This is a genomic window from Allorhizobium borbori, from assembly GCF_014196535.1.
Lineage (GTDB): Bacteria > Pseudomonadota > Alphaproteobacteria > Rhizobiales > Rhizobiaceae > Ectorhizobium > Ectorhizobium borbori.
In genome coordinates, this window is record NZ_JACIDU010000006.1 from 1 (window position 1) to 23,908 (window position 23,908).

A 23,908-nucleotide genomic window follows, 5' to 3' on the forward strand; every position below is an offset into this window, starting at 1 on the left:
CATCGAAGCCGTTGCCTCTGCCGGCGACAAGGGTGTCTCGACGTTCGTGTCGGAGGCGATTGCCGCCTCCGAGCGTCCGGAACTGACGGCGGCGAAGATCATCATCTCTGGCGGCCGTGCGCTGGGTTCGTCGGAGAAGTTCAACGAGGTGATCCTGCCGGTTGCCGACAAACTCGGAGCCGCCGTCGGCGCAAGCCGCGCGGCGGTGGATGCGGGCTACGCCCCGAACGACTGGCAGGTTGGCCAGACGGGCAAGGTGGTGGCTCCGGATCTCTACATCGCCTGCGGCATCTCGGGTGCGATCCAGCACCTTGCGGGGATGAAGGACAGTAAGGTGATCGTGGCGATCAACAAGGACGAGGAGGCCCCGATCTTCCAGGTCGCCGACTACGGCCTCGTCGCAGACATCTTCGAAGCCCTGCCCGAACTGCAGAAGGCGACGTGACAGGTTTGTCGTGGGACTATAGTTGCGCCGCTCTGCTGCGCAACTATAGAGCACGCGCATAGAACTGGTGGGCCGACTTGACGTCCGCCATATCGAATGCATCTCAGTCTTCGGTTTCGTTTTTCCGCGAGCTGCCATTGATGTGCTCGCGTGCGGCCCACAATCCTTGCCTCCATTTTTTAAATGGTGGAAATTCCATGTTTTCCGTACGATTGGGCGGCGGCTTATGATCAGCTTAAACCAATGCTGATAGCGTTCGCGGTTGATCGGCTTGATTGCAGTGCTGTATCATCTGACAAACCATGAGAAGAACTCTCCATCATGACTACGCCATTTTCCTTCAGGAACGATCCTGCGGTTCCGCATTTCGATGACAGCTCACCGATTGCAGTCATGGACGCAGAATGCGCTATCTGCTCGTGGGGTGCGAAAATGATTCATCAGCTTGATCGATCCGGCACGGTGCGCATCTGTCCGGTACAGTCGCCTCTTGGTGCTGCGCTGCTACGCCATTATGGCCTGGAGCCGACGAACCCCGCAAGCTGGCTTTTTATCGATGAAGGCAGGGCATACACGGACTTCGATGCCGTCTTGCATGCAGGCAGGGTGTTCGGCGGCTGGGGTCGATTGACGCTGGTTTTGCGCCTGTTGCCAAGACGCTTACGCGACAAGCTCTACATTTGGCTGGCCCGTAATCGATATGCGATTTTCGGGCGGGCAGATTTGTGCGGCACGCCTGATCCTTCCTTTAGAAAAAGACTGCTGCAGTGAAAGTTCTGTTACTCGGAGGGTATGGTGTCTTTGGAGGGCGGCTCGCATTGCTGTTGGTTCGCGATGGTCACTCGGTCACCATCGCCGGCCGGGATCTGACCGCGGCACGTTTGCTGGCAGAAAAACTCGGCTGTTCGGCTCTCTGCATGGATCGCAACGGCGATTTGACCGAATTGTACGGTTATGAAGTGGTAATCGATGCGGCTGGACCCTTTCAGGCTTACGGCGACGATCCGTACCGCATGGCGCGCGCCGCAATTGCGGCAGGCGCTCACTATCTGGACCTTTCAGACAGCGCTGCGTTTTGTGCGGGCATTACCGTCCTTGATGCCGATGCGCGGTCAGCGGGGCTTTGTGTGCTTTCGGGCGTTTCTTCCGTACCCGCGATTTCTAGCGCTGCGGTACGCGCACTGACTGGCGATCAGGTGCCGCGCATGATCGATACTGCGATCCTGCCGGGAAACCGCAGTCCCCGGGGACTTTCGGTGATGCAGTCCATTCTGTCACAGGCGGGAAAGCCCATGCGGGTCTGGCGTGGGGGCGCCTGGACGCCAGCCACGGGTTGGTCTGATCCGCAAGACTATCGCCTTCCAGGGGGATTGCGTCGACAAGCCTGGCAGATCGAGGTTCCTGACCAAACACTGTTTCCAGCGCATTTCAGGGCTGAAACAGTGCTCTTTCGCGCCGGGCTTGAACTTGCGATCATGCGCTACGGCCTGGCAGCTTTTGCAATGCTGCAGCGCCTGTTTCCAATTCCAGTATCCAAGCCCGTCGTTCGCGCCTTCAAACTCGTCGCCAACCTGTTGAGTCCTTTCGGCAGCGGTAAGGGCGGAATGTCGGTGATGGTGATAACAAACCATGAGCGAAAGGTTTGGAGACTTTTGGCCGAAGAAGGCGAAGGGCCATTTATTCCGGGAGTGGCTGCCCGCGCGCTTCTGCGGAGGAAGTCGTTGCCAGCCGGGGCTGGCCCGGCACTTTCAGTTGTCACACTGGACGAATGTGAAGCTGCAATGCAGGACTTGAAGGTTCGTACAGAGCAAGTTTCGGAACGCTTCGAGCCAATTTTCGTACAAGTCCTCGGTTCCAGCTTTGTTCAATTGCCCAAAGAGATTCAAATGACACACCTGACGGCCGATATAAGTCGCTGGCGGGGACGTGCCAAAATTCGGCGTGGAACCAGCCTCTGGAGCCGTGCCCTTTGTCGCCTTTTTGGTTTTCCAGCGGCTGCTGACGACACGGCTGCTGAAGTGATCAAGCGCGTTGTTCCAACCGGCGAAGTCTGGCAACGGTTTTTCGGACCAAGCAGATTTGCATCGAAGCTTGCTGCAACAACATCCGGCATGACCGAACGTTTCGGGCCATTCACTTTCCGCCTGGGACTTGTGGTCAAGGACGAAGCTTTGCATTATCCAGTCGTTTCCGGCCGCCTTGGCCCGCTTCCATTGCCAAAGTGGCTACTTCCCGTTTCTGAGGCGAGGGAGTACGTCGCGGATGGCCTGTTTCATTTTGACGTGAAATTGTCGGCGCCAATCGTACGCGATCTCCTCGTTCACTACACGGGAACGCTTGCGGCGGCGTCTGAATCGGTAGTCCCATAGGATTAATCTCAATCAGCGCATGAAAGTTCCATAAGATAGATTACGCGATTATTCTGTGTCGCCGTGGTGCATTCTATTTTCAAGCGTGACTTGCGATAGATAACAATGGGTTACCCCGCGCAAGGGCGGCGCGATGAGAGGCGCCTGCTCGCCTATCGATCTGGCGGGGTCTGGCTCGGGCGCGAAACCTTGCAAGAGCAGGGATGATCCCGGTTTGGAAACTCATGGCCGAGGTGTGCGATGGCGACGGTCTGTTACTTGTCGGACGAACGGCCTCTGTGCCGCCTCCCCTCCTGAACCAGCCAGTCGCGGAACATGCCGAGTGCCGACCGTTGGGCCTTGGCTTCAGGATGCACGACCCAATAGGCCTCGCCGGACGGGATGGAGCGTCCGAAAGGCGCATGCAGCATCCCGGATGACAGTTCCTGCTCGACATAATGGGCCGGCACGACGGCCAGCCCTAGCCCGTTGCACGCCCCTGCCACCAGCATGTCGCTATTGGCAAACCGAATGCCCTGAATGGCCCCGGAATAGGGCTGGCCGCTCACCCGCAACCAGGTCAGCCACAGGCTGGGGCGGCTTGCATTCTGAAGCGTCGGGTAGCGCTGGAAATCGAGAATATCGGGCTTCACGCCGACAGGGATCATTTTCGGCGAGGCGACGACGACGAGTTCTTCCGGAAACAGCAATGTCGAACGCGCATTCGCCCAGGAGCCGGACCCACGGAGAATGGCTATGTCGATACGATCTCCCGAAAAGTCCAGGTCGGGTCCGATCGCCACGACCTCGATCGGCGTGGTGCCATGGGTTTCGACGAAACGGTGCATGCGCGGCGCAAGCCAGCGGGATGCGAGCGCCGGATAGGCCCCCACCATGAGGGAGGCATCCATCTTGCGGCCGCGAACGACGTCGATCGACACTTCCTCCAGCTTGTTCAGAAGCTTGACCACCTCCTGAAAATACTTGTCCCCGGCATCGGTCAGAACCAGGCGGGAACCGGAACGCTCGAAGAGACGCACGCCCAGAAAGCGCTCCAGGCCGACAATGTGGCGGCTGACACCGCTTTGGGTGATAGCGAGTTCCTCCCCGGCCTTCGTGAAGCTCATGTGGCGTGCAGCGGCATCAAATGCCTGCAATGCCGAAAGGGAGGGAAGAAATCGCCGCATGACCAAACCTGCATTTGTCAAATACAGCATGAGTTTTACTCATGATGAACCGAGTTTTTCAAGTTTTACAATCGCCCCTTTCGCGCCGCAATAATAGGCCGTTGGCAGCGCATGGCATGACAACACCGCCACAAAGACAAGAAAACGGTCACCAGAGGGACTACACATGATCAATCGGCGAGAATTTGGAAAACTCATCGGTGCGGGCACCTTCGCTGCCGCCACCGTTGGCCTCGGCGCAACACGCGCCAGCGCCTCCAGTTCCCTGGAGCGGGTCAAGGCATCCGGCGTCCTTCGCATTGGCGGCGTCGCCGATGGCGCACCCTATTACCAGAAGGGTCTGGCGGATGGAAAATGGCGCGGCTTCTACGTCGACATCTGCGAGAAACTTGCTGCGGATCTGGGCGTGAAGCTCTCCATCCTCGAAACCACCTGGGGCAATTCGGTGCTCGATCTGCAGGCCGACAAGGTGGATGTCTTCTTCGGCCTGAACCCGACGCCCGAGCGCCAGAAGGTCATCGACTTCTCCGGTCCCGTGTTCAAGAACTCCTTCTCCATGGTCGTGCGCAAGGGTACCAAGGCCGAGACCTGGGCCGATTTCGACAAGCCCGAGATGCGGATTGCCGTCGATGCCGGCTCCTCGCACGATGCTGCGATTGGCCGCCACGCCCCCAAGGCCGAAGTCGCCCGCCTGAAGACGCAATCCGATGCGACCGCAGCCCTGCAGGCCGGGCGTGCGGATGCCCAGTGCCTCGTCCTCATTCTGGCCCTGACACTCAAGGCCAAGAATGCCGCCATTGGCGATGTCGTCATTCCCACACCGGTCGACTTCACCACGTCCAATGCCGGCTTCCGCCGCGAGGAAGACCAGTCCTGGCGGACCTTCGTGGACGACTGGATCAGCAAGCATCGCGAGAACGGCTTCATCAAGGCTGCGATCGTGCGCAACATGGAACTGGTCGGCGTCAAGGAAAGCGACTTCCCGCCCGGCTTTGAAATCTGACGATGGAAATGGCAACGGTTTGGGAATGCAGCCCGCGTCCCTGCGCGCGGTTCCCGTGCCGTTGCGCTCTACTCCAGGGAGGCGCCGAAGCGCATCCCTGCGGCTTTCTTTCTCCCATCGATGGATCTTCGCATGTACGAATGGGATTTCTCCGTCATCTACCAGTATCGCTGGCTGTTCCTGCAGGGGCTGGGCGTCACCATCGCCTTCACCATCGCCATCATCATCGGTGGTGTGACCTTCGGTCTGGTGGCCTCCTCGTGCCTCCTGTCCCGGTTCCGGCTGCTGCGCGTCGTGGCGCTTGCCTTCATCGAGGTTTTCCGCTGCACGCCCATCCTCGTCCAGCTCGTCTGGGCCTATTACGCACTGCCGATCCTTGCCGGCGTTGAAATGACGCCGGTCACGGCCTCGCTGCTGGCGCTGTCCTGTTACGGCGGTTCCTTTTATGCGGAAATCATCCGCGGTGGCATCGTGTCCATCGATCCCGGCCAGTCGGAAGCGGCAGCGGCACTGGGCATGACGCCGGGGCTTGCCATGCGACGCATCATTCTGCCCCAGGCGCTGCGGCGTATGGTGCCGGCGCTCATGAACCAGTCCATTCTGCAATTCAAGAACACCTCGCTTGTCTCCGTGCTTGCGGTGCCCGACCTCGTCTATCAGGGGCAGATGGTCGCGCATGACAGTTTCCGTCCGCTGGAAACCTACACCGCCGTTGCCGTGGGCTATTTCGCAATCCTCTTTCCGCTGACGCTTTATGTCCGCCACCGGGAACGCGTATCGGGAGCGAAACGATGAACACCAGCCTGCCGATGATCGAGATTACGGCGCTTCGCAAAAGCTACGGTGATCTCGAAGTGTTGAAGGAAATCAACCTGAAAGTGGAAACCGGCGGCGTGGTGTCGCTGATCGGCCCCTCCGGGTCGGGCAAGTCGACGCTGCTGCGCTGCATCAACCTTCTGGTCGTGCCCGATGACGGTGCGATCCGGGTTGGCAAGACCGCCTTTTCGTTCGGACAGGCCCTCCAGCCGCCGCGATCCCGGACATTGGCCGACTTTCGCTCGCGGACCGGCATGGTGTTTCAGAACTTCAATCTGTTTCCCCACATGAGCGTGCTCGAAAATGTCATGGAAGCACCCGTGCATGTGCGTCGCCTGCCCAAAGCCGCGGCCCGTGATATGGCCATGACGCAACTGGAAAAGGTGGGGCTCGCCGACCGGGCCGCCCAGATGCCCGAAACGCTTTCCGGCGGCCAGAAGCAGCGCGTTGCCATTGCCCGGGCGCTGGCGATGGAGCCGGAGGTGATGCTGTTCGACGAGGCGACTTCCGCGCTTGACCCGGAACTGGTCGGCGAGGTGCTGCAAACCATGCAGAAGCTCGCCTCCGACGGCATGACCATGGTGATCGTTACCCACGAAATCGCCTTCGCCCGGGATGTGGCTGACCGCGTCGTCTTCATGCGCGATGGCTATGTCGTCGAGGACGGCCCGGCCCGCGAGGTGATCGAAAACCCCAAATCGGAAGCGACGCAAAGCTTCCTCAGTCACTACCACAAGGCACGAAGCGCGCACTGACGCGACTTTCGGAGAACGAACAATGGAACGCATAGAACGGCTTCGACTGTTTCTGATCGAGAGCCCGATCAAGATGGCCCGCCTGCAGGGCGTCGGCCATGTGAAGGGCACCGTCAAGCGAGTGCTGGTCGAACTCACCTCAAGCTCGGGCATCGTCGGCTGGGGCGAGGCGGCACCCTGGGAGGTGTTTACAGGAACGTCCGAAGCAGCCTTCGCCGCCATCGACGTCTATCTTCGCCCCGTCGTCCTGGGGGCACCGGTCAAGGAGATCCGCGCCCTCACCCGGACGATGGACAAGATCATCGTCGGCCATGGCGAGGCGAAGCTCGCCATAGAGACGGCCATGTTCGACATTCTCGGCAAGATGAGCGGCCTTTCCGTCGCCGATCTGCTCGGTGGCCGGGTGCGCGACAGCATTCCGCTTTCCTTCTCGATCGCCGACCCCGACTTCGCCGCCGACATGGCGCGGATGGAGGCCATGGTCGAGACCGGCAACACGATCTTCAAGGTCAAGACCGGTGTGAAGCCGCATGCGGAAGACATGGCGCATCTCGAAGCCATGCGGGCCGCCTTCGGTGATCGTATCGATCTCAGGCTCGACTACAATCAGGCCCTCCAGCCTTTCGGTGCGATTGCCGTGCTGCGCGACGTCGACCAGTTCCGGCCGACATTCATCGAACAACCGGTGCCGCGCGATTGCCTGACCGCCATGGCGTCCTTTGCCAATGCGCTCGATACGCCGGTTCTGGCCGACGAAAGCTGCTTCGATGCCCGTGATCTGATGGAAATCGTGCGTCTGCAGGCGGCAGACGCCATTTCGGTGAAGCTGATGAAGGCCGGCGGCATTTTGAAGGCGCAGGCGTTGATGGCGATTGCCGATGCCGCCCGCCTGCCGGGTTATGGCGGCACGCTTTGGGAGGGCGGCATCGCGCTTGCGGCCGGAACGCAGTTCATTGCCGCAACGCCGGGCATGTCGCTCGGCTGCGAATTCTACATGCCGCATCATGTATTGACCGAGGACGTTCTCGAAGAGCGGATCGAAAACCGTGACGGAGCGGTCATCGTTCCGCAAGGGCCGGGTCTCGGCATTCGCGTGAGCGATCAGTCCCTGCGGGGCAATGCGCGGATTCTGGCCGAACGCTAGAAGTCGCACCATCCGGAAAAACAGATCAACCTGCCGCCTTCGGCGCGGCAGGGCGTGGCGGGCTTTGCCCGTAACCCAGGAACGAAGCCAGGAAATATCATGCAGTCCAAAGCCTCACCCCACGTCGCCATTCTGGGAGGCGGCATTATCGGCGCCTGTAGCGCGTTGGCCCTTCTGAAGGCGGGTTATCGCGTTACGATTGTCGAACCGGGCAAGCCCGGCGGCGATCAGGCGGCCAGTTTTGGCAACGGTGCCTTCATCAGCCCGGCTTCGATCATTCCCATGTCGATGCCCGGCCTGTGGAAGAAGGTTCCGGAATATCTTCTGTCGCCGGAAAGCCCGCTAACGATCCGCTGGCGCTTCCTGCCCCGGCTTTTACCCTGGCTCATGCGGTTCATGCTGGCGGGCTGGAGCGTTCGCAGGGTCGAGCGCACGGCCAGCGTGCTCAGCACGCTGCTTGGCGATGCACCTGCCCGGCATGCGGCCCTCGCCGCCGAATGCGGCCATGCCGAATTCATCGAGCGGCGCGGTCTTCTCTATGCCTATCCGACACGCGCCGATTTCGAGGCGGACGCGCTTGCCTGGCGTTTGCGCCGCGACAATGGCGTGACATGGCGCGAACTGGCGGGCGAGGAGCTTCGCGCATTCGAACCGGCCCTGAGCGCGCGTTACGGCTTTGCCGCCCTGGTCGAGGCGGGTGGCCATTGCACCGATCCCGGCCGCTATGTCGCCATGCTCATGGACAAGGCCATCGAGCGCGGTGCAACGCTCGTGGCGGCAAAGGCCACCGGCTTCAAACTGGCCGGTAACCGCCTGACGGCCGTCACGACGGATCGCGGCGACGTCGCCTGCGACCGTGCCGTGATCGCGGCGGGCATTCATTCCAGGGCGCTCGCCGAACAGGCCGGCGATGTCATTCCGCTGGAAAGCGAGCGCGGCTACCACGTCGAAATCGTTGATCCCGTGACCGCGCCGCGTATTCCTGTCATGCCCTGTGACGGCAAGATGGCCAATACCGTGATTGGCGGCCGGCTGCGCGCCTCCGGACAGGTCGAACTGGCCAGCGTCGAGACCAGCCCGAACTGGGCGCGGGCCGACCTGCTTCTCCGGCAACTCGTGGCGACCTATCCCGGCCTCGAGAGCGGCAACCGGCCCCTCGCTACCACACGCTGGCAAGGCAACCGTCCCTCGACACCCGATGGCCTGCCGGTGATCGGCCCGGCATCGGCATCCGCGGACATTGTCCACGCCTTCGGCCATGGCCATGTGGGACTTGCCTCGGGTCCCGGCACAGGCAGCCTCGTCGCGGCGCTGGTTTCCGGCCAGGCGCCGCCTGTCGATCCAACTCCCTTCCGGGCAACGCGCTTCCGCTAGTCCCGGCTCTTCCCTTCCCCCGTCCTCCATGCAGCCCGGAACCGGCACAGGTTCCGGAAACGCTGCCCCCTGCCCTGAACCCTGAAAGGATAAGCGCTTGAACGGCACCAATCAGCTCCTCCCCGCACGCGATCAACTGCGCCTTTGCTTTGCGCACGCGGCCTATGACATCAAACCGATCTTCGACGCCGAGTATCAGGACGGCCTGTCGAGCTTTCAGGTCTCCACCTATGAGGAACTGAAGGCCCGTCTGCCGGAAGCGGATGTGCTCGTCGTTTCGGGCCTCTGGCGCAATGAACTGCTCGATCACGCCCCAAGGCTGAAATATCTGCAATCGGTCAGTTCCGGCACCAACCAGTATGATCTGAACGCCTTTCGCGAGCGCGGCATCCTGCTGGCCAGCGGTCAGGGCGTCAACATGAACGCCGTCTCCGATCAGGCCATCGGCCTGATGCTGTCGCTGACCCGGCGTCTGGCCCTTGCCCGTGACAATCAGGCAAGGCATGTCTGGCGGCCGGAACAGCGCAACCCGGATGACCGGGAAACCGACGTGGCCGGCAAGACGCTGCTGCTCGTCGGCCTCGGGCGGATCGGTAACCGGATCGCCCGCATCGCCCGTGCCATGGACATGCATGTGATCGGCGTGCGCCGCGATGTCTCGGCAGGCGCGGGCGATGCCAGCGAGGTCCATTCCTTCCGCGACGTGAAGTCGCTCATCCCCCGCGCCGATGTCGTCATGCTGAGCTGCCCGCTGACCGTCGAGACGCGCAACCTCATCGATGGCGAGGCCATCGCCGCCATGCGCCCGACTGCGCATTTCATCAATGTCGCGCGCGGCGGCTGCGTCGATGAGGCGGCCCTTGTCGACGCCCTTCAGTCCGGTCGCATCGCCGGCGCCGCCGTCGACGTCACGCAGGTCGAGCCTTTGCCGGAAAGCTCCCCGCTCTGGCGGTTGCCGAACGTGATCGTCACGCCGCATTCGGCCGGGGAAAGCCGCAATTACGAGCGCAACGTCCTGAACATCCTGACCCGCAATCTGGCGATGCTGTGGGACGACAACGCCAGCCTCATCAACCGCGTCGCCTGACCCGGACAAGGAAAGCCAGACACCATGAGCGAGAAGCAACCGCCCTCACCAGAACCTTTCCGACGCGCCAGCCGACTGGCGAACCTCGGTGTTTCCGAAATTCTTCGGATCGGCGCCCGTGCCGGCGAAATGCAGCGCGCGGGCAAGCCGGTGATCGTTCTCGGCGCGGGAGAACCTGATTTCGATACGCCCGACACGATCAAGGAAGCGGCCATTGCCGCGATCCGCGCCGGTGACACGAAATATACCGCGCTGGACGGCACTCCGGCGCTGAAGGCCGCCATCTGCGCCAAGTTCCGCCGCGATAACGGGCTGGATTTCACGCCTGCCGAAATCACCGTGGCGGCGGGCGCCAAGCAGGTGATCTACAACGCCCTGATGGCCAGTCTGGAACCGGGCGACGAGGTCGTTATCCCGACACCGTTCTGGACCACCTATTCGGCGATGGTGGAGATTGCCGGCGGCATACCCGTTCTGGTTCCCTGCACGGGTGAAAACGGGTTCCGCATGACGGCTGAACAGCTTCAGGCCGCCATCAGCCCGAAGACCCGCTGGCTGATGCTGAACTCACCTTCGAACCCGAGCGGCGCGGCCTACCGCGCGGCGGATTACCGGCCGCTTCTCGATGTCCTTCTCGATGCCCCGCATGTGTGGTTGATGTCGGACGAAATCTACGAACACATCGTCTATGACGGCTTCACCTTCGTCACACCCGTGGCGATCGAACCGCGCATCCGGTCCCGTTGCCTCATCGTCAACGGCGTATCCAAGGCCTATGCCATGACCGGCTGGCGCATCGGATACGGCGCGGGGCCCGCCAGCCTGATCGGCGCGATGGCGGTCGTGCAAAGCCAGTCCACGTCCAACCCTGCTTCGATCAGCCAGGCAGCGGCCGTGGAGGCGCTCAATGGTCCGCAGGACGAAGTCGTGGCCAGGGCCGCCGATTTCAAGGCCCGGCGCGATTTCGTCGTCGCGGCGCTCAACGCCATCGAAGGCATCGAATGCCGCGTCCCCGAAGGTGCATTCTACACCTTCGCCAGTTGCGCCGGCCTCATCGGGGCGACGACTCCTGACGGCAAGGTGATCGAAAGCGACCGCGATGTCTGCGCCTATCTGCTGGAGGCGGGTCTCGTCGCGACCGTGCCGGGGGCGGCTTTCGGCCTGTCCCCCTACTTCCGGATTTCCTATGCCACCGCCATGGCCGAACTGGAGGAGGCCATGCGCCGTATTGCAGCCGCGTGCCGAAAACTCACGCTCGCCTGAAACCAACGAATGGCCGGTGGAGCGGTATGCCCCTCCGGCCTCGGATCAAACTACGGCAGGACCGGACGCGGCGATGACAGTGATAAACGGAACGGGCGTTTCAAAGACCAATGCCCTGCAATTGCTGACGATCCTTCTGCTCGTCACGGGCAGCTTTCTCGAGCGCCCGGAATTGCTGGCCGCGTCTGCGGCCCTGGCCGGGCTCTCCATCGTCTTGCGCTGGCGAGTGCTGCTGAAACTGGCCCGCTTCTTCTTCGTGCTGGCCCTTCTGGCGGCTGGCGGCATCCTGCTGTTTCAGCCGCAAATGTCCGGCCTGCTGTGGAAAGCCACTCTTCAGGGTGTTTCCTTCGCGGCGCTGATGATGGTGCTGGGCATGTTGCGTTACCCTGTCCGCCGTTCGCCAACCGTGCGCCGGGCTTCCGCCTTCCTCGTCGCCTATCCGCCACGCAGTCGTTACGCCGCCATCAATATCGGCGCGCAGTTCCTGAGCCTGCTTTTCAATGTCGGCATGATCGCCATGATCGGCGACCTGACGCGACCGAAGGACGGCGCGGACGGTCGCACCGACCCGGCGCGGCGGGCCATGGTAATTGCGGCGATGCGGGGCGCGGCCCTCGTCAGCATCTGGTCGCCCATCGGCCTTGGTTTTTCCATCGTCGCGGCGGGTATTCCCGGGCTCGATGCCGCCGCCTTTCTGGCCGTGGCTGCACTATTCACGATGATTGCCTTGCTGGTCACGGCCTTCTTTCCTAACCTGCCATCCGAGGCGACCGTGCCGGCCAATGCGCAACGTTCACCCGAAAAGGGCGACCTGCCCGCCCTGCTGCAAACGCTCGGCGCCTGCGCCCTTCTGCTGGCGCTTGCCGTCGGGCTGCATGAGGCGGCGGGCATCAGCTTCACCCTTGCCTCCGTCACCGTGCTGCCGATCTTCGCGGCCCTTTGGCTTGTGCTGGAGCCAGGTGACGGCGATGCCGGTCTGGGCGCGGAACTTGCGCGGTCCGTCTCGGGTCTCGGCGACCTCACCAACGAAAGCGCCATCTTCCTCTCCGCAAATGTGATCGGGGCCGCACTTTCGATTTTCATCGGCGGCCTGTCGGTCTGGCAGACCGTGCTTGCGGGGGGCATACCGGCCCTGCCCCTGCTGCTCGCATGCCTGCTCATGATCCCGCTCGCGGCGGCCTTGTTCATTCCCAACTCGGTCTTCGTGGTGGTAATGGCGCAATTGCTGGGGCCCTCCCCTCTTGGACAGGACCACCCGCTGTCGCTGGCGCTGACATTGAGCGTCGGCTGGGCCGCTGCCATTTCGCTGTCGCCCATCAGCGCCATGTGCCTCGTTACCGGCTCCCTTTGCGGCGTTTCATCGCAAAGGGTCGCGTGGGTTTGGAACCGGCGGTTCGTCGGCATTCTGCTCGCGCTCGCCGCAGCCGCAATCGCTCTTCTCCACAGCGCCGGGCAATGATATCTCACCCGCACATCCAAGGATCACACCATGACTTCCGGACCTTCCATTCTTGTTACGGGCGCCGCCAGCGGCATAGGTGCGGCCATCGTTCGGCGCATTGCGGCCCCCGGCGCCAGACTGCTGCTGCATACCGGCAGCAATATCGACGGGCTGAAGCTCATCGGCGAGGAAGCGCGTGGCCGCGGTGCCGAGGTGGTGCTGGAAACCGGCGACCTTGCCGACCCCGATGTGCCGACCCGGCTGGTTGAGCGGGCCAGGACGGCTTTCGGGCAACTGGACCAGATCGTATCGAATGCCGGACGCGCCCAGAAGGCGACATTCGAAACCTTGACCATCGATGACCTGAACGCGGCCTTCGCATTGATGCCCGCGGCCTTCCTTTTGCTGGCGAAGGCCGCACTTGCGGATCTGCGCGCTTCGCAGCACGGGCGGGTGATCGCCATCAGTTCCTTCGTTGCCCACGGGTTCGGCACGAACGGCATGCACTTTCCGGCAACCGGTGCGGCCAAGGCCGCCCTGGAGGCGCTTGCAAAATCGCTGGCGGCCCAGCTTGCCCCCGATGGCGTGACCGTCAACTGTGTCGTTCCCGGCTTTGTTCGCAAGGATGCTAGCGGACATGCCGCGACCTCACGCGCCGCGATGGACAGCGCCCGGACGATTACGCCGAATGGCCGTCTGGGCGAACCGGACGATATTGCCGCGCTTGTCGCATTCCTGCTTTCGCCGGGCGCTGGCCACATCACCGGCCAGACCATGCACGTCGATGGCGGCCTGTTGCTGCCTTAGGACGTACGACCGCCTCAACGCCCTGGATTTCAATGCGTTGACGAGGGCCTGTTGCGAACACGGCAGGCGAACATGACGAGCCCTGCGCCGGGCGGTGCGCGGCTCAGGCCGTTTCCGGCAGGCGCTGCCAGGCGAGGGCCTCGAGCTTTTCACGGAAGGCGAAGCGGATGAGATGGACTTCGATGATCGATTGGGTCTGGGCAAGGTCGTCCTCTTCCGGTGCCGTGACCTCCATGCGCAGTCCCCTGTCATCCGAGACAAGCCTGCCGGCGCCACGCGGAAAGCGACAGTCGCCGTGATCCTGATCGTAGGTGACCTCGATCTTGTGGGCGAAGTGCTTGCAAAGCTGCGTCAGATATTTCCTGGCATGCTCTGTCTCAAAATATGCAACAGCCTTGAACACAATCGTTTCCTTTCCATCGGCCCGGCACGGGATAGCCGGCCATTCTTGCGAAAAGCGGAAGCCGCAGAGCGGATCGCTGCGGCTTTCGGAAGACATTCCAAACGGGATGGTCAGAACTTGATCGAGGCCTGGACGGTCACGGTGCGCCCCGGAGCGTAGATCGGATCGATACCGCCGCGATTGCTGCTCATGGCGTAGCTGGAGCGCTCGTAATAATTCTTGTTGAAGATATTATCGACCGTCAGGCGGAAGGAGGCGTTCTTGTAGGCTTCCGGCGTCCACTCCGCATAGGCATTGAAGACCGTGTAGGAGGGCTGGTCGTAGAAGCCGGCGGCGGTGGCCACCGCATCCGAAATCCTGCCGGCCCATTCCATCGACGTGCCGATCTTGACGCCGTAGTCGGTCAGTTCGTGGTCGATATAGAGTGTCGCCATGTCGCCGATCGGCATGAAGGTGCTGCTGTTTGGCAGCGCGGAAACGCCGCCCGCGGTCACATCCGCCTTCGTGTAGCTCGCGCCGATCTTGGTGTCGCCCCAGAGATAGGCGGCATTCACCGTCACGCCGCGGCTGCGGTACTCGTTGGGATCGTTCGTCAGGGACGTCGTGCCATAGGAGGGCAGGCCCTTGATCCGGGTGTCGAAGAAGGTAATGCCGGCATTCCAGTCGTCACCGCCGAAATTCGCACCGACCTTGAAGTTCTTGGCTCTGCCGGTGTCAAAGTTCGGGTCGGTAATGAAGGCGTTGTCGCGGGCGTGCACGAAACCGTAATCACCGATGACATAACCGAGCCAGGTCCGCGAAGCGCCGGCAAAGACCTCGATATGATCGTTGATCCGGTAGGCCACTGTCGCGTTCACGCTGGCGCCGCTGTCGGAGAAGTCCTTGTTGTCCCAGTCTTCGAAGCTGTGGAAGTCGTAGCGCGCACCGGTCGAAACCTTGAAGCCGCTGTCGAATTCGAAACGTCCCTGCGTGAAGAGGCCGGCCTGCGTGGTGTCGAAGTCGCGATAACGTCGGTTATTGTTGCCGTAATTGTCGGTGTGATAATCGTGCTGGCCAAAGTCGAAGCCGGCGGTGATGGTGCCGGGATCGATCGTGAAGGTATTCTGGACCTTGCCGCCGTAAAGATCCTCGTTGAGGATCATGTTGCCGTTGGGCCGGGCCTGGTAATTGGTGCGCCAGTAATCGTTCTGGCTTGAATAGAGCATGATCTCGGGGTCCCACAGATCGGTGGGGTTGGTCGAGGTATAGCTGATCTTCGCGGTTTCGCGCACGACTTCAAGCGGATGCAGCGTGTCGCCGGCAAGGCCGAGATTCATCTTGATGAGACGGTCCGCGCGGTCGCGGCTACGCTCATAGCTGACCTCGACGCGGTGATCCTCGACCTCGTAACCGAGTTTGGCCAGATAGTTGCGGGCGGCCGGCTCGGTGCCGAGCATTTTGGTGCCATCGCCGCTCTTGTAGTCGTCACCATTCGTCAGATGCGACATGACGAACCAGTCGAAACCGCTGTGACGTCCGTAGGCGGCGGCGCTGCCCCCGACGCCACGCCCGTTCGAGCCGTAGGATGAACTCAGCCGCGCTCCGAAATCCTTGCCGTCTTCAAGAAGATCGTTGGCGCCCACGGTTTCGTAACGCACCGCGCCGGCCGCAGCAGCGAAGCCCGCATCGGCGGCCGCGGCTCCGGCCTCGACCTCGACGCGCTTCAGAAAGGCGGGGTCGATTACGTTCGATCCCGTGTGGTGCCAGCTCGTCGCCGTCTGCGGCACGCCATCGACCGTGACCGCAAGGTTGGACTGTTCCATGCCGAGCACATGAATCCGCTTGGACGGGCCGCCGCCGCCCGAGACGGTTATCGAGGATTCGCGGGCAAACAGCTCTGAAACGTCGGCGGGCTGGAGCGCCTGAAGCTCCTCCTGGGTAATGACGGTGCCGCCCGTCGCCTCGATGTTCTCCTTGCCACCGCTGACGACGGTGATCGTGTCGAGAACGGTCTCATCCTTACGCTCGGCTTCCTGGGCGTGCAGTGCCGAGGCGATGGCAAGCAGGGATGCGCCTGCAAGCGGCAATATCCGTCTGAATTTCATATTACACTCCGGAAAGTCCATGTTTTGCTCTCTTGGCCTCAAGGTGCCGGACAGAGACCAGCCGTCGGAAAGGCAGACGCGGCCCGAGCCGGCGGCCGGGCGCCTCGCCCGGACGTCGAAGCGCGGAAAGCGTGTGCGGACGATCCGATACTCATTGCCCCTCCTGCCGAACACCTTGCCGCATCGGCGGGAAAGGCATAAAGATGATTAAGTCGGTCATGTATTAATTCGGTGGGGTGGGGCTGTCGATGCGAAACACTTTGTTAGGAATTGCAATATTTTTCGCGCAAACGGCACGATGGCCTGCCGGGCTTTGCAGAACACCCATCCTGATTGAGTTTTGACCCTGGAGCATTCGCGGAGACCCCCGTGTTCACCGGGAATGCTCCAATGTCTTGTTTAACGTATTGTCCGGACGTGAAATCCTGTCCGGATTTTACTGGAAATGCTCCAGAGGCACTCGATGCACTATAGTCCGGAAGATCTGTATGTCGGTGCGATTGAAAATACGCCGAACTGCTCAACGGTGACGGCCGAACAAAACATCTGGTCCAAGTTCATGCTGATGATTCTCCTGCAAGGATCGCAGCGCTTCGTCATCGACGGCGTACCCTTCCATCTGGATGCGGGCCGGGAAACTGACAACACACCGCTGGTTTTCATGCTGAATGTCGCGAAGCCCAGCACACTGCGCTTCGTTCACGAAAGCCAGGTTCCCTTGCGCAAGGTGATGATCGCCGCGCCGACGCCCTGGCTGAAGCGCCTTGTGGAAACCCAGAGCGACGCCAGCACGCCGGCGCTTCGGCGTTTCTTCTCCGAGCACCTCGCCCGGTTTTCATTCGCACCGGGGCGCAGCATTCTGCAACAGGCCGAAAAGATCATGCATCCGCCCCCCGTGCTGGAGGGCGAACTCAACGCGCTTTACCTGCGCGCGCAGGCGCTCGACATCATGTGGCAGTCCTGCCTGACCATGATCGCCGAAGGCTCGCCCGAGCCGCAGACGCCCTGCCTCATGAGCCTGCGCACCGGTGAACGGATCAAGGATTTCATCCTGGCCAACCTCGATACCGACCTGACGATCGAACGGATCGCCCATGAAGCCGGCGCAAGCCCATCGACGGTTCAGCGCAATTTCAAGGAGCAGTTCGGAACGACGATCTTCGAGTTCGTTCGACAAAAGCGGCTGGAGACCGCGTATGCCGCTCTCGTGAATGATGGCTTGCCAATCGCACAGGCGGCGCATCTTGCGGGCTACAACAATGTTTCCAGCTTCACGACGGCCTTTCGCAAAACCTATGGCATGACGCCCAAGCAAGTTCGGGCCTGATGCCGCAGGCGTGGAGCGCGTCGGGCGCTCTCCTGGCTGTTCAAAGAAGGATCATGACCGTTGAATCCCCTGGCTGGACCGGATAGGTTTCTGGTAGGCCATATTATGCACCGGCGATCCGGCTGCGGTTGGGTGATGTCGATGCAAGGGGTTGTGATGGGTTTGCTGCCGGAAGAAAGTGGAATCAGGGTCGAGCGTCCGACAAAGACGCTGCGCGAACTTGCCCTCGACAAGGTGCGGGACGCCATTGTGGAAGGCTACTTCCGCCCCGGAGACCGGCTGGTGGAGCGCGACCTGTGCGCCCAGCTCGGTGTCAGCCGAACCATCGTGCGCGAGGTGCTGCGCCATCTCGAGTCTGAGGGGCTGGTTGCGAACCAGGCCAACAAGGGGCCGATTGTTGCCACTCTCGATCTCGATGAAGCGCGGCAGATCTATGAAATCCGCGGCGCGCTGGAAGGCATGGCGGCGCGGCTTTGCGCGGAGCAGCGCGATCCCGCCACGATTGCGGCGCTGGAGGCGGCGCTTGACGCCATTCGCGCCTGCTATGCCGCAAAAGACCTGCATGGCGTTCTGAGCCAGACGACCGCCTTTTATCAGACGCTGTTCAGCCGGGTGAAGCGGCACGTCGCCTGGGGCGTCGTCAACCTGCTGACGGTGCGCATCAATCATCTGCGCTCGATGACGATCCAGACGCGTAATCGCGATACCGAGGGCCCGCAGCAGATGGAGCGGATTGTCGATGCCATCCGGCGCGGCGATGGCGATGCGGCGGCCAGGGCGGCGCTCGATCACGTTGCGGCGGCAAGCGCCATCGCCGAGGCCGTATTATCCGCCCAGAAAACCGAAGCCGGGGCCTGAGGTCAGCAAGTTTTGCGTGCCGGTCAGGCGCGTGCATTTTCGGACCCGGCGTCTGCGTTCCGGCGCCGGAGCATCAAAGCCCGGATTGTCGTCGCCTACGTCTTTGGCGTTTGAAGCATGGCGGGGAAAACACGCATTGTCAGGGAGACGACAGTCACCTATTGATCCGCGATCACGCGCCCGGCTGGAAAACGGGCCATTGGTTGAGGCAAACCTGATCTGTCGAGGTCCGCGCCATGTTTACGCTGAACGGCATCGAGCGCTTTTCGCAGGACATCAAGAAAAGCCGCTTCCTCGCCGTTGCGGCTCCGGTGGCCGATGAGGCCGAGGCGCGGGCGTTTCTCGCGGCCCATTCCGACGCCGACGCCAATCATAACTGCTGGGCCTGGCGGATCGGCCAAGCCTATCGCTTCAGCGACGATGGCGAGCCTTCGGGCACGGCGGGCCGCCCCATTCTCCAGGCCATCGAGGGGCAGGAACTCGATCACGTTGCGGTGGTGGTCACGCGCTGGTTCGGCGGCATTCTTCTGGGCTCCGGCGGGCTGGTGCGCGCTTATGGCGGCACGGCGGCAAGCTGTCTCAGGCAGGCGGAAAAGACGGCGGTCGTGCCGTCCGTGGGCGTGCGAATTTCCTGCCTGTTTTCCGATCTGGCGCTGGTGAAGGCCCGGCTGACTGCGGCCCCCGATGTGCGGCTGGAGAGCGAGACCTTCACCGAAACAGGCGCGGATCTCGCTTTGAAGCTGCCGGTGGCGGAGGCCGAAAACCTGATCCGCCTGGTCGGTGACATCACCAGCGGCCGTGCCGAAATCACGGTCTGATCCCTGGCTTCAGAGCGTGGCGACCAGCGCTTCAAGCTGGTCGGTGGCCTTGCCCCAGCCTTCGTGGAAGCCCATTTCCTCATGCACGCGCTTGTTCTCGGCTGTCCAGTGCAGGGCGCGGGCCACATAAAGCGTGCTGCCGTCGCCCAGATCGTCGAAGGTGACGATGCCGGTCATGAACGGGTTTTCTGTGGGCACCCATCCCTCGGTATAAGCGTCGGTGAAGACCAGTTTGCGGCCGGGCATGACCTCGAGATAGACGCCGGCACTCGGCATTTCCTCGCCGTTCGGGCCGTTCATGACCACAACATTGCGCCCGCCGGGGCGCAGGTCGAGTTCGGCATGGGAGACACGCCAGGGCACCGGGCAGAACCATATCTTGAGCAGATCCGGCTCGGTCCAGGCGCGATAGAGTTTGGCCGCAGGCGCCGCGATGACACGGGTCAGCGACAGTTCATGGGCGGGGGATGATGTCGTCATCCGGCCTGTCCTTCTGTGTGAGGATACTCCAACAGAGCAAGTTGGGGCTGCCGCTCCATTCGGCAAGGGTTGCGGCACAAGATTTTCGATGGCCCTTCTTTACGATGGAATGCGTCACGCCTTTCGGCTACCAACGGTAACGCAGGGCAAACAAGGGAGGATTGGCGTTGCGCGGCATCGATCTGGTGATCTTCGATTGCGACGGCGTTCTGGTGGACAGCGAGGTTATCGCCACCCGAACGCTGGTGGGCGAACTGGAAAAGGTGGGCGTCTCCATCGATGCGGCCTATGTGGCGACGCATTTTCTCGGGCGCAGCTACCGGATCGCCGTGGAGCGCATCAAGGCGGATTTCGGCATTGCGCTGCCCGAAGGGTTCGAGGGGCAATACCGCGCCCGGCTGATCGAGGCGTTCCGCACCGGTCTTCAGGTCATGCCGCATGTGCGCGGCGTGATCGGGCAACTGGCCGTGCCCTATGGCCTTGCGACCAGCTCCAGCCCCGAGCGGCTTCGCCATTCGCTTGATATTACAGGCCTCGACGATCTCTTTGCCGGGCGCACGACGACGGCCTCCGAAGTGACGCGCGGCAAGCCGGCGCCGGATATTTTCCTTCATGCCGCCGCCAAGTTCGACGTGGCGCCGGAACGTTGCCTTGTCATCGAGGATTCCGAGCCGGGCATCGAAGGCGGCCTTGCCGCGGGCATGCAGGTGTGGCGTTTTACCGGCGGCAGTCATCTGGCCGGGCTTGAAATCCCCGGCGCGCCCGGTGCGGCCGCCCATCGCATTCTCACGTCCTTCGCGCGCTTTTTCGAACTGGCGCCGGAGCTTCAGAAGCAGACAGCGAATATTGGCGAATAAGCATGGCGAAACCGACGGAACCCGAGAACGAAGCCTCCCCTCGCGACCTTGCGGCGCGTGCCGCGTGGCTGTCCTTCGTCGGCGGGCTGACGCAGGACCAGATCGCCGCCGATCTCGGCATCTCGCGCCAAAGGGTGCAGCGCCTCGTGGCGCGCGCCCAGGCCGAAGGGCTGATCCGGGTGCGCATCGCCCATCCCATTGCCGTGTGTCTGGAGCTGGAACGGGCGCTGAAAGCCCGCTTCGGGCTGGAATCGGCCTGGGTTTCGCCGGATGTCGGTACGGGTGGCGACCCGCTTGGCGGGCTCGCACCCTTTGCCGCGCCGGTTATCGAACGCATTTTCCTCGGTGAAAAAAGCCGGTCGATTGCGGTCGGCACCGGGCGAACGCTGCGTGGCGTGGTGGAGCACATGCAGTCCATCGATGGTTCGCATCACAAGCTGGTTTCGCTGATCGGCAACGTCGCGCCGGATGGCTCCGCCTCGTTCTATGAGGTCATCATGCGACTGGCGGAAAAGACCACCGCGCCGCACTACCAGATGTCGATCCCCGTCGTTGCCCGCTCGCCCGAGGAACTGGAACTGTTCCGCAGCCTGCCGCATGTGCAGGCCACCCGTGTTCTGGCCGCCGCCGCCGATATCGCCATCGTCGGCATCGGGCAGATGGGTCGCGACGCCCCGCTTCTGGTCGATGGCTTCATTTCCCCGGCTGAGCAGGCTGAACTTGAGGCCGCCGGCGCCGTCGGTGAAATGCTGGGCAACATCTTCGACAGCAACGGCGTCTATCTCGATCACCCGATCAACAGCCGCATTGTCGGTGTGCGGGTGCCGACCGGCCATATGTCGGTGCTATGCATCGCCGCCGGTGCCTCGAAGGTGGTGCCGTTGCGCGCGGCGCTGGCCGGAAAACTGATGTCGGGGCTGATTACCGACGAAACAACGGCGAAAACCCTCCTGAAGTCTTGACCAAAGCGCTTTCAGCTCCAGTTCACGGGAGAGTGTGAAAAGGGTGCTTGACAATTCGCGCGCTCTAATGTGAATAATTATTCGTGCAGTGAGCAAATGCTCACGTCTCTGGGAGGAGAAACAATGAAAACCATTTACCGTGCCCTGCTGGGTGCGTGCGCCTTGTCTGCGCTTTCCACCGCTGCCTTCGCCGAAACCACGATCACCGTCGCGACCGTCAACAACGGCGACATGATCCGCATGCAGGGCCTGATGGCGGACTTCAATCAGAAGCATCCGGACATCAAGGTGCAGTGGGTGACGCTTGAGGAAAACGTGCTGCGACAGCGCGTGACGCAGGACATCGCCACCAAGGGCGGCCAGTTCGACGTCATGACCATCGGTACCTATGAAGTTCCGATCTGGGCCAAGCGTGGCTGGCTGGCCGACCTCAACGACCTGCCGGCAAGCTATGACGCCAACGACATTCTGCCCGCCATCCGCAACGGCCTGACGACCGAAGGCAAGCTTTACGCCGCGCCGTTCTACGGCGAGTCCTCGATGGTGATGTATCGCACCGATCTGATGAAGGCCGCCGGTCTCGATATGCCGGCTGCGCCCACTTGGGACTTCATCAAGCAGGCTGCCGAGAAGATGACGGACAAGAGCAAGGAACAGTACGGCATCTGCCTGCGCGGCAAGGCCGGCTGGGGCGAGAACATGGCCTTCCTGACCGCCATGTCCAATTCCTACGGCGCCCGCTGGTTCGATGAAAAGTGGAAGCCGCAGTTCGATGGCGCAGCCTGGAAACAGACGCTGACGGACTACCTCGACCTGATGAACAAGTACGGCCCGCCCGGTGCATCGGCCAATGGCTTCAACGAAAACCTCGCTCTCTTCCAGTCCGGCAAGTGCGGCATGTGGATCGACGCCACGGTGGCGGCATCCTTCGTGACCAACCCGAAGGATTCCAAGGTGGCCGACAAGGTGGGCTTCGCGCTCGCCCCGGACAAGGGCCTTGGCAAGCGCGGCAACTGGCTGTGGGCCTGGAACCTCGGCATTCCCGCCGGCACGAAGAAGGTGGAAGCTGCCAAGACCTTCGTGGAATGGGCAACCTCCAAGGAATACCTTGCGCTGGTCGCTTCCAAGGAAGGCTGGGCCAACGTTCCTCCGGGCACGCGCACCTCGCTTTACGAGAACCCGGAATATGCCAAGGTGCCCTTCGCCAAGATGACACTGGACTCGATCAACGCGGCCGATCCGACCCATCCGACGGTCGATCCGGTTCCCTATGTCGGCGTCCAGTTCGTGGCCATTCCGGAATTCCAGGGTCTCGGCACGGCTGTCGGCCAGCAGTTCTCGGCGGCTCTTGCCGGGCAGATCACGGCTGAAAAGGCGCTCGAAAACGCGCAGGCACTGACCGTGCGCGAAATGACGAAGGCCGGTTACATCAAGTAACCGGGTTTCGCCCTTTGCCGGCGCTCCCTCTCGGGCGCCGGCGCTTTCCTTTGCGGTCAATGGCCGCTTGTTTCACGAAATCGCAGTTCCTGTCGGGCGAACCGTCCCGGCGCTGCCCCTTATGATCGAGGGAACCATGGCCACGAAGCATTCCCGCGCCGCAGCCAGGCTCATGATCTCGCCCGCAGTGCTGCTGCTTCTGGGCTGGATGATCGTCCCGCTTGCGATGACCCTCTATTTCTCCTTCCAACGCTACAACTTGCTGATGCCCGGCATGGAGGAATGGACGGGCCTTGCCAACTATCAGTATTTCCTCACCGACCCCGCCTTCTTCGATGCCTTGACCAATACGCTGCTGCTTGTCGGGGGCGTGCTGCTCGTGACCATCATCGGCGGCGTTATGCTGGCGCTTCTGCTCGACCAGCCCTTCTTCGGGCAGGGCGTCGTGCGCATTCTCGTCATCGCGCCGTTCTTCGTCATGCCCACCGTTTCGGCGCTGGTGTGGAAGAACATGTTTCTCAACCCGGTGAACGGGCTGTTCGCCCACGCCGCCAAGGCGCTCGGGTTGCAACCCTACGACTTTTTCGCACAGGCGCCGCTGGCCTCCATCATCGGTATCGTGAGCTGGCAATGGCTGCCCTTTGCGACGCTCATCCTGCTGACCGCGCTGCAATCGCTCGATCAGGAACAGCTCGAAGCCGCCGAAATGGACGGGGCCGGGCCGCTGTCGCGCTTCTTCCACATCATGCTGCCGCATCTCGCCCGCGCCATTACGGTCGTCATCCTCATCCAGACGATCTTCCTGCTGTCGGTCTTCGCGGAAATTCTCGTCACCACCAATGGCGGACCCGGCACGGCCTCCACCAACCTGACCTATCTGATCTACGCGCAATCGCTGCTTCAGTTCGATGTCGGCGGGGGATCGGCGGGCGGTGTCGTTGCCATCGTGCTTGCCAACATCGTCGCGATCTTCCTGATGCGGATGATCGGCAAGAATCTGGAGGCCTGATCC

At 62.1% G+C, this 23,908-nt stretch carries 23 protein-coding genes; 19 read left to right on the forward strand and 4 right to left on the reverse strand.

Annotation, left to right across the window (positions count from 1 at the left end; genetic code table 11):
- From GGQ66_RS08545 to GGQ66_RS08555, 3 genes are all read left to right on the forward strand, one after another.
- Positions 1 to 445 (forward strand): electron transfer flavoprotein subunit alpha/FixB family protein (locus GGQ66_RS08545; protein ID WP_210287213.1); only part of this gene is annotated, 445 nt, incomplete at its 5' end.
- Between the two features lie 321 nt (positions 446 to 766).
- Positions 767 to 1,216 carry a thiol-disulfide oxidoreductase DCC family protein gene (locus GGQ66_RS08550; RefSeq protein WP_183791457.1) on the forward strand — a complete coding sequence of 150 codons (450 nt, stop codon included), beginning with the start codon at positions 767 to 769 and terminating at the stop codon, positions 1,214 to 1,216.
- A complete protein-coding gene (locus GGQ66_RS08555) occupies positions 1,213 to 2,814 on the forward strand; it encodes a DUF4166 domain-containing protein (protein ID WP_183791459.1) in 1,602 nt (533 codons plus the stop codon). Before GGQ66_RS08550 ends, GGQ66_RS08555 begins: the two co-directional genes overlap by 4 nt.
- Positions 2,815 to 3,068: 254 nt before the next feature.
- Here the strand turns inward: GGQ66_RS08555 and GGQ66_RS08560 are convergent, their stop codons facing one another.
- The gene (locus GGQ66_RS08560; protein ID WP_183791461.1) at positions 3,069 to 3,980 is read right to left on the reverse strand and encodes a LysR substrate-binding domain-containing protein; all 912 of its coding nucleotides are present in this window, start codon (positions 3,978 to 3,980) and stop codon (positions 3,069 to 3,071) included.
- A gap of 166 nt (positions 3,981 to 4,146) precedes the next feature.
- Here GGQ66_RS08560 and GGQ66_RS08565 point away from each other — a divergent pair, with 166 nt between their 5' ends.
- The 9 genes from GGQ66_RS08565 to GGQ66_RS08605 all read left to right on the forward strand — a co-directional run bounded on the left by GGQ66_RS08565 (position 4,147) and on the right by GGQ66_RS08605 (position 13,670).
- Positions 4,147 to 4,983, forward strand: coding sequence for a transporter substrate-binding domain-containing protein (locus tag GGQ66_RS08565; protein ID WP_183791463.1), 837 nt, complete (start codon positions 4,147 to 4,149; stop codon positions 4,981 to 4,983).
- Positions 4,984 to 5,115: 132 nt separating this feature from the next.
- The gene (locus tag GGQ66_RS08570; RefSeq protein WP_183791465.1) at positions 5,116 to 5,778 is read left to right on the forward strand and encodes an amino acid ABC transporter permease; all 663 of its coding nucleotides are present in this window, start codon (positions 5,116 to 5,118) and stop codon (positions 5,776 to 5,778) included.
- Positions 5,775 to 6,554, forward strand: a complete 780-nt coding sequence (locus GGQ66_RS08575) for an amino acid ABC transporter ATP-binding protein (protein ID WP_272872527.1) — start codon at positions 5,775 to 5,777, stop codon at positions 6,552 to 6,554. The genes GGQ66_RS08570 and GGQ66_RS08575 overlap by 4 nt, the downstream gene beginning before the upstream one ends.
- 22 nt (positions 6,555 to 6,576) lie before the next feature.
- Positions 6,577 to 7,698 carry an enolase C-terminal domain-like protein gene (locus GGQ66_RS08580; protein WP_183791467.1) on the forward strand — a complete coding sequence of 374 codons (1,122 nt, stop codon included), beginning with the start codon at positions 6,577 to 6,579 and terminating at the stop codon, positions 7,696 to 7,698.
- Positions 7,699 to 7,797: 99 nt separating this feature from the next.
- A complete protein-coding gene (locus tag GGQ66_RS08585) occupies positions 7,798 to 9,072 on the forward strand; it encodes an NAD(P)/FAD-dependent oxidoreductase (RefSeq protein WP_183791469.1) in 1,275 nt (424 codons plus the stop codon).
- Between the two features lie 97 nt (positions 9,073 to 9,169).
- On the forward strand, positions 9,170 to 10,159 hold the full coding sequence (locus GGQ66_RS08590; protein WP_237358842.1) for a D-2-hydroxyacid dehydrogenase: 990 nt from the start codon (positions 9,170 to 9,172) through the stop codon (positions 10,157 to 10,159).
- A gap of 24 nt (positions 10,160 to 10,183) precedes the next feature.
- A complete protein-coding gene (locus GGQ66_RS08595) occupies positions 10,184 to 11,422 on the forward strand; it encodes a pyridoxal phosphate-dependent aminotransferase (protein WP_183791471.1) in 1,239 nt (412 codons plus the stop codon).
- Positions 11,423 to 11,495: 73 nt separating this feature from the next.
- Positions 11,496 to 12,881, forward strand: coding sequence for a hypothetical protein (locus GGQ66_RS08600; RefSeq protein WP_183791473.1), 1,386 nt, complete (start codon positions 11,496 to 11,498; stop codon positions 12,879 to 12,881).
- Positions 12,882 to 12,911: 30 nt separating this feature from the next.
- Positions 12,912 to 13,670, forward strand: a complete 759-nt coding sequence (locus GGQ66_RS08605; RefSeq protein WP_183791475.1) for an SDR family NAD(P)-dependent oxidoreductase — start codon at positions 12,912 to 12,914, stop codon at positions 13,668 to 13,670.
- Between the two features lie 103 nt (positions 13,671 to 13,773).
- Here GGQ66_RS08605 and GGQ66_RS23080 read toward each other — a convergent pair whose 3' ends face one another.
- Together GGQ66_RS23080 and GGQ66_RS08615 are read right to left on the reverse strand one after the other, a co-directional pair.
- The gene (locus GGQ66_RS23080) at positions 13,774 to 14,073 is read right to left on the reverse strand and encodes a DUF2218 domain-containing protein (protein ID WP_370686315.1); all 300 of its coding nucleotides are present in this window, start codon (positions 14,071 to 14,073) and stop codon (positions 13,774 to 13,776) included.
- 110 nt (positions 14,074 to 14,183) lie between these two features.
- Positions 14,184 to 16,157, reverse strand: coding sequence for a TonB-dependent receptor domain-containing protein (locus tag GGQ66_RS08615; protein WP_183791479.1), 1,974 nt, complete (start codon positions 16,155 to 16,157; stop codon positions 14,184 to 14,186).
- Positions 16,158 to 16,716: 559 nt separating this feature from the next.
- On the opposite strand from GGQ66_RS08615, the gene GGQ66_RS08620 reads away from it, so the two are divergent.
- The 3 genes from GGQ66_RS08620 (at position 16,717) to GGQ66_RS08630 (ending at position 19,160) form a co-directional block, all read left to right on the forward strand.
- A complete protein-coding gene (locus GGQ66_RS08620) occupies positions 16,717 to 17,484 on the forward strand; it encodes a helix-turn-helix transcriptional regulator (RefSeq protein ID WP_237358857.1) in 768 nt (255 codons plus the stop codon).
- A gap of 156 nt (positions 17,485 to 17,640) precedes the next feature.
- Positions 17,641 to 18,342 carry a GntR family transcriptional regulator gene (locus GGQ66_RS08625; protein WP_183791863.1) on the forward strand — a complete coding sequence of 234 codons (702 nt, stop codon included), beginning with the start codon at positions 17,641 to 17,643 and terminating at the stop codon, positions 18,340 to 18,342.
- 236 nt (positions 18,343 to 18,578) lie between these two features.
- The gene (locus GGQ66_RS08630) at positions 18,579 to 19,160 is read left to right on the forward strand and encodes an IMPACT family protein (protein ID WP_183791481.1); all 582 of its coding nucleotides are present in this window, start codon (positions 18,579 to 18,581) and stop codon (positions 19,158 to 19,160) included.
- Positions 19,161 to 19,169: 9 nt separating this feature from the next.
- Here the strand turns inward: GGQ66_RS08630 and GGQ66_RS08635 are convergent, their stop codons facing one another.
- The gene (locus tag GGQ66_RS08635) at positions 19,170 to 19,640 is read right to left on the reverse strand and encodes an SRPBCC family protein (RefSeq protein WP_183791483.1); all 471 of its coding nucleotides are present in this window, start codon (positions 19,638 to 19,640) and stop codon (positions 19,170 to 19,172) included.
- Between the two features lie 167 nt (positions 19,641 to 19,807).
- Between GGQ66_RS08635 and GGQ66_RS08640 the strand changes: the two genes are divergently transcribed.
- The 4 genes from GGQ66_RS08640 (at position 19,808) to GGQ66_RS08655 (ending at position 23,905) form a co-directional block, all read left to right on the forward strand.
- Positions 19,808 to 20,497 (forward strand): HAD family hydrolase, encoded by a 690-nt coding sequence (locus GGQ66_RS08640; RefSeq protein WP_183791485.1) that lies wholly within the window; start codon positions 19,808 to 19,810, stop codon positions 20,495 to 20,497.
- Positions 20,498 to 20,499: 2 nt separating this feature from the next.
- Entirely contained in the window at positions 20,500 to 21,459 is a 960-nt protein-coding gene (locus GGQ66_RS08645) for a sugar-binding transcriptional regulator (protein WP_183791487.1), read from the forward strand.
- 123 nt (positions 21,460 to 21,582) lie between these two features.
- Complete coding sequence (locus tag GGQ66_RS08650; protein ID WP_183791489.1) at positions 21,583 to 22,896, forward strand: ABC transporter substrate-binding protein; 1,314 nt, start codon at positions 21,583 to 21,585, stop codon at positions 22,894 to 22,896.
- 136 nt (positions 22,897 to 23,032) lie between these two features.
- A complete protein-coding gene (locus GGQ66_RS08655; RefSeq protein WP_183791491.1) occupies positions 23,033 to 23,905 on the forward strand; it encodes a carbohydrate ABC transporter permease in 873 nt (290 codons plus the stop codon).
- The last annotated feature ends 3 nt before the right edge of the window (positions 23,906 to 23,908 follow it).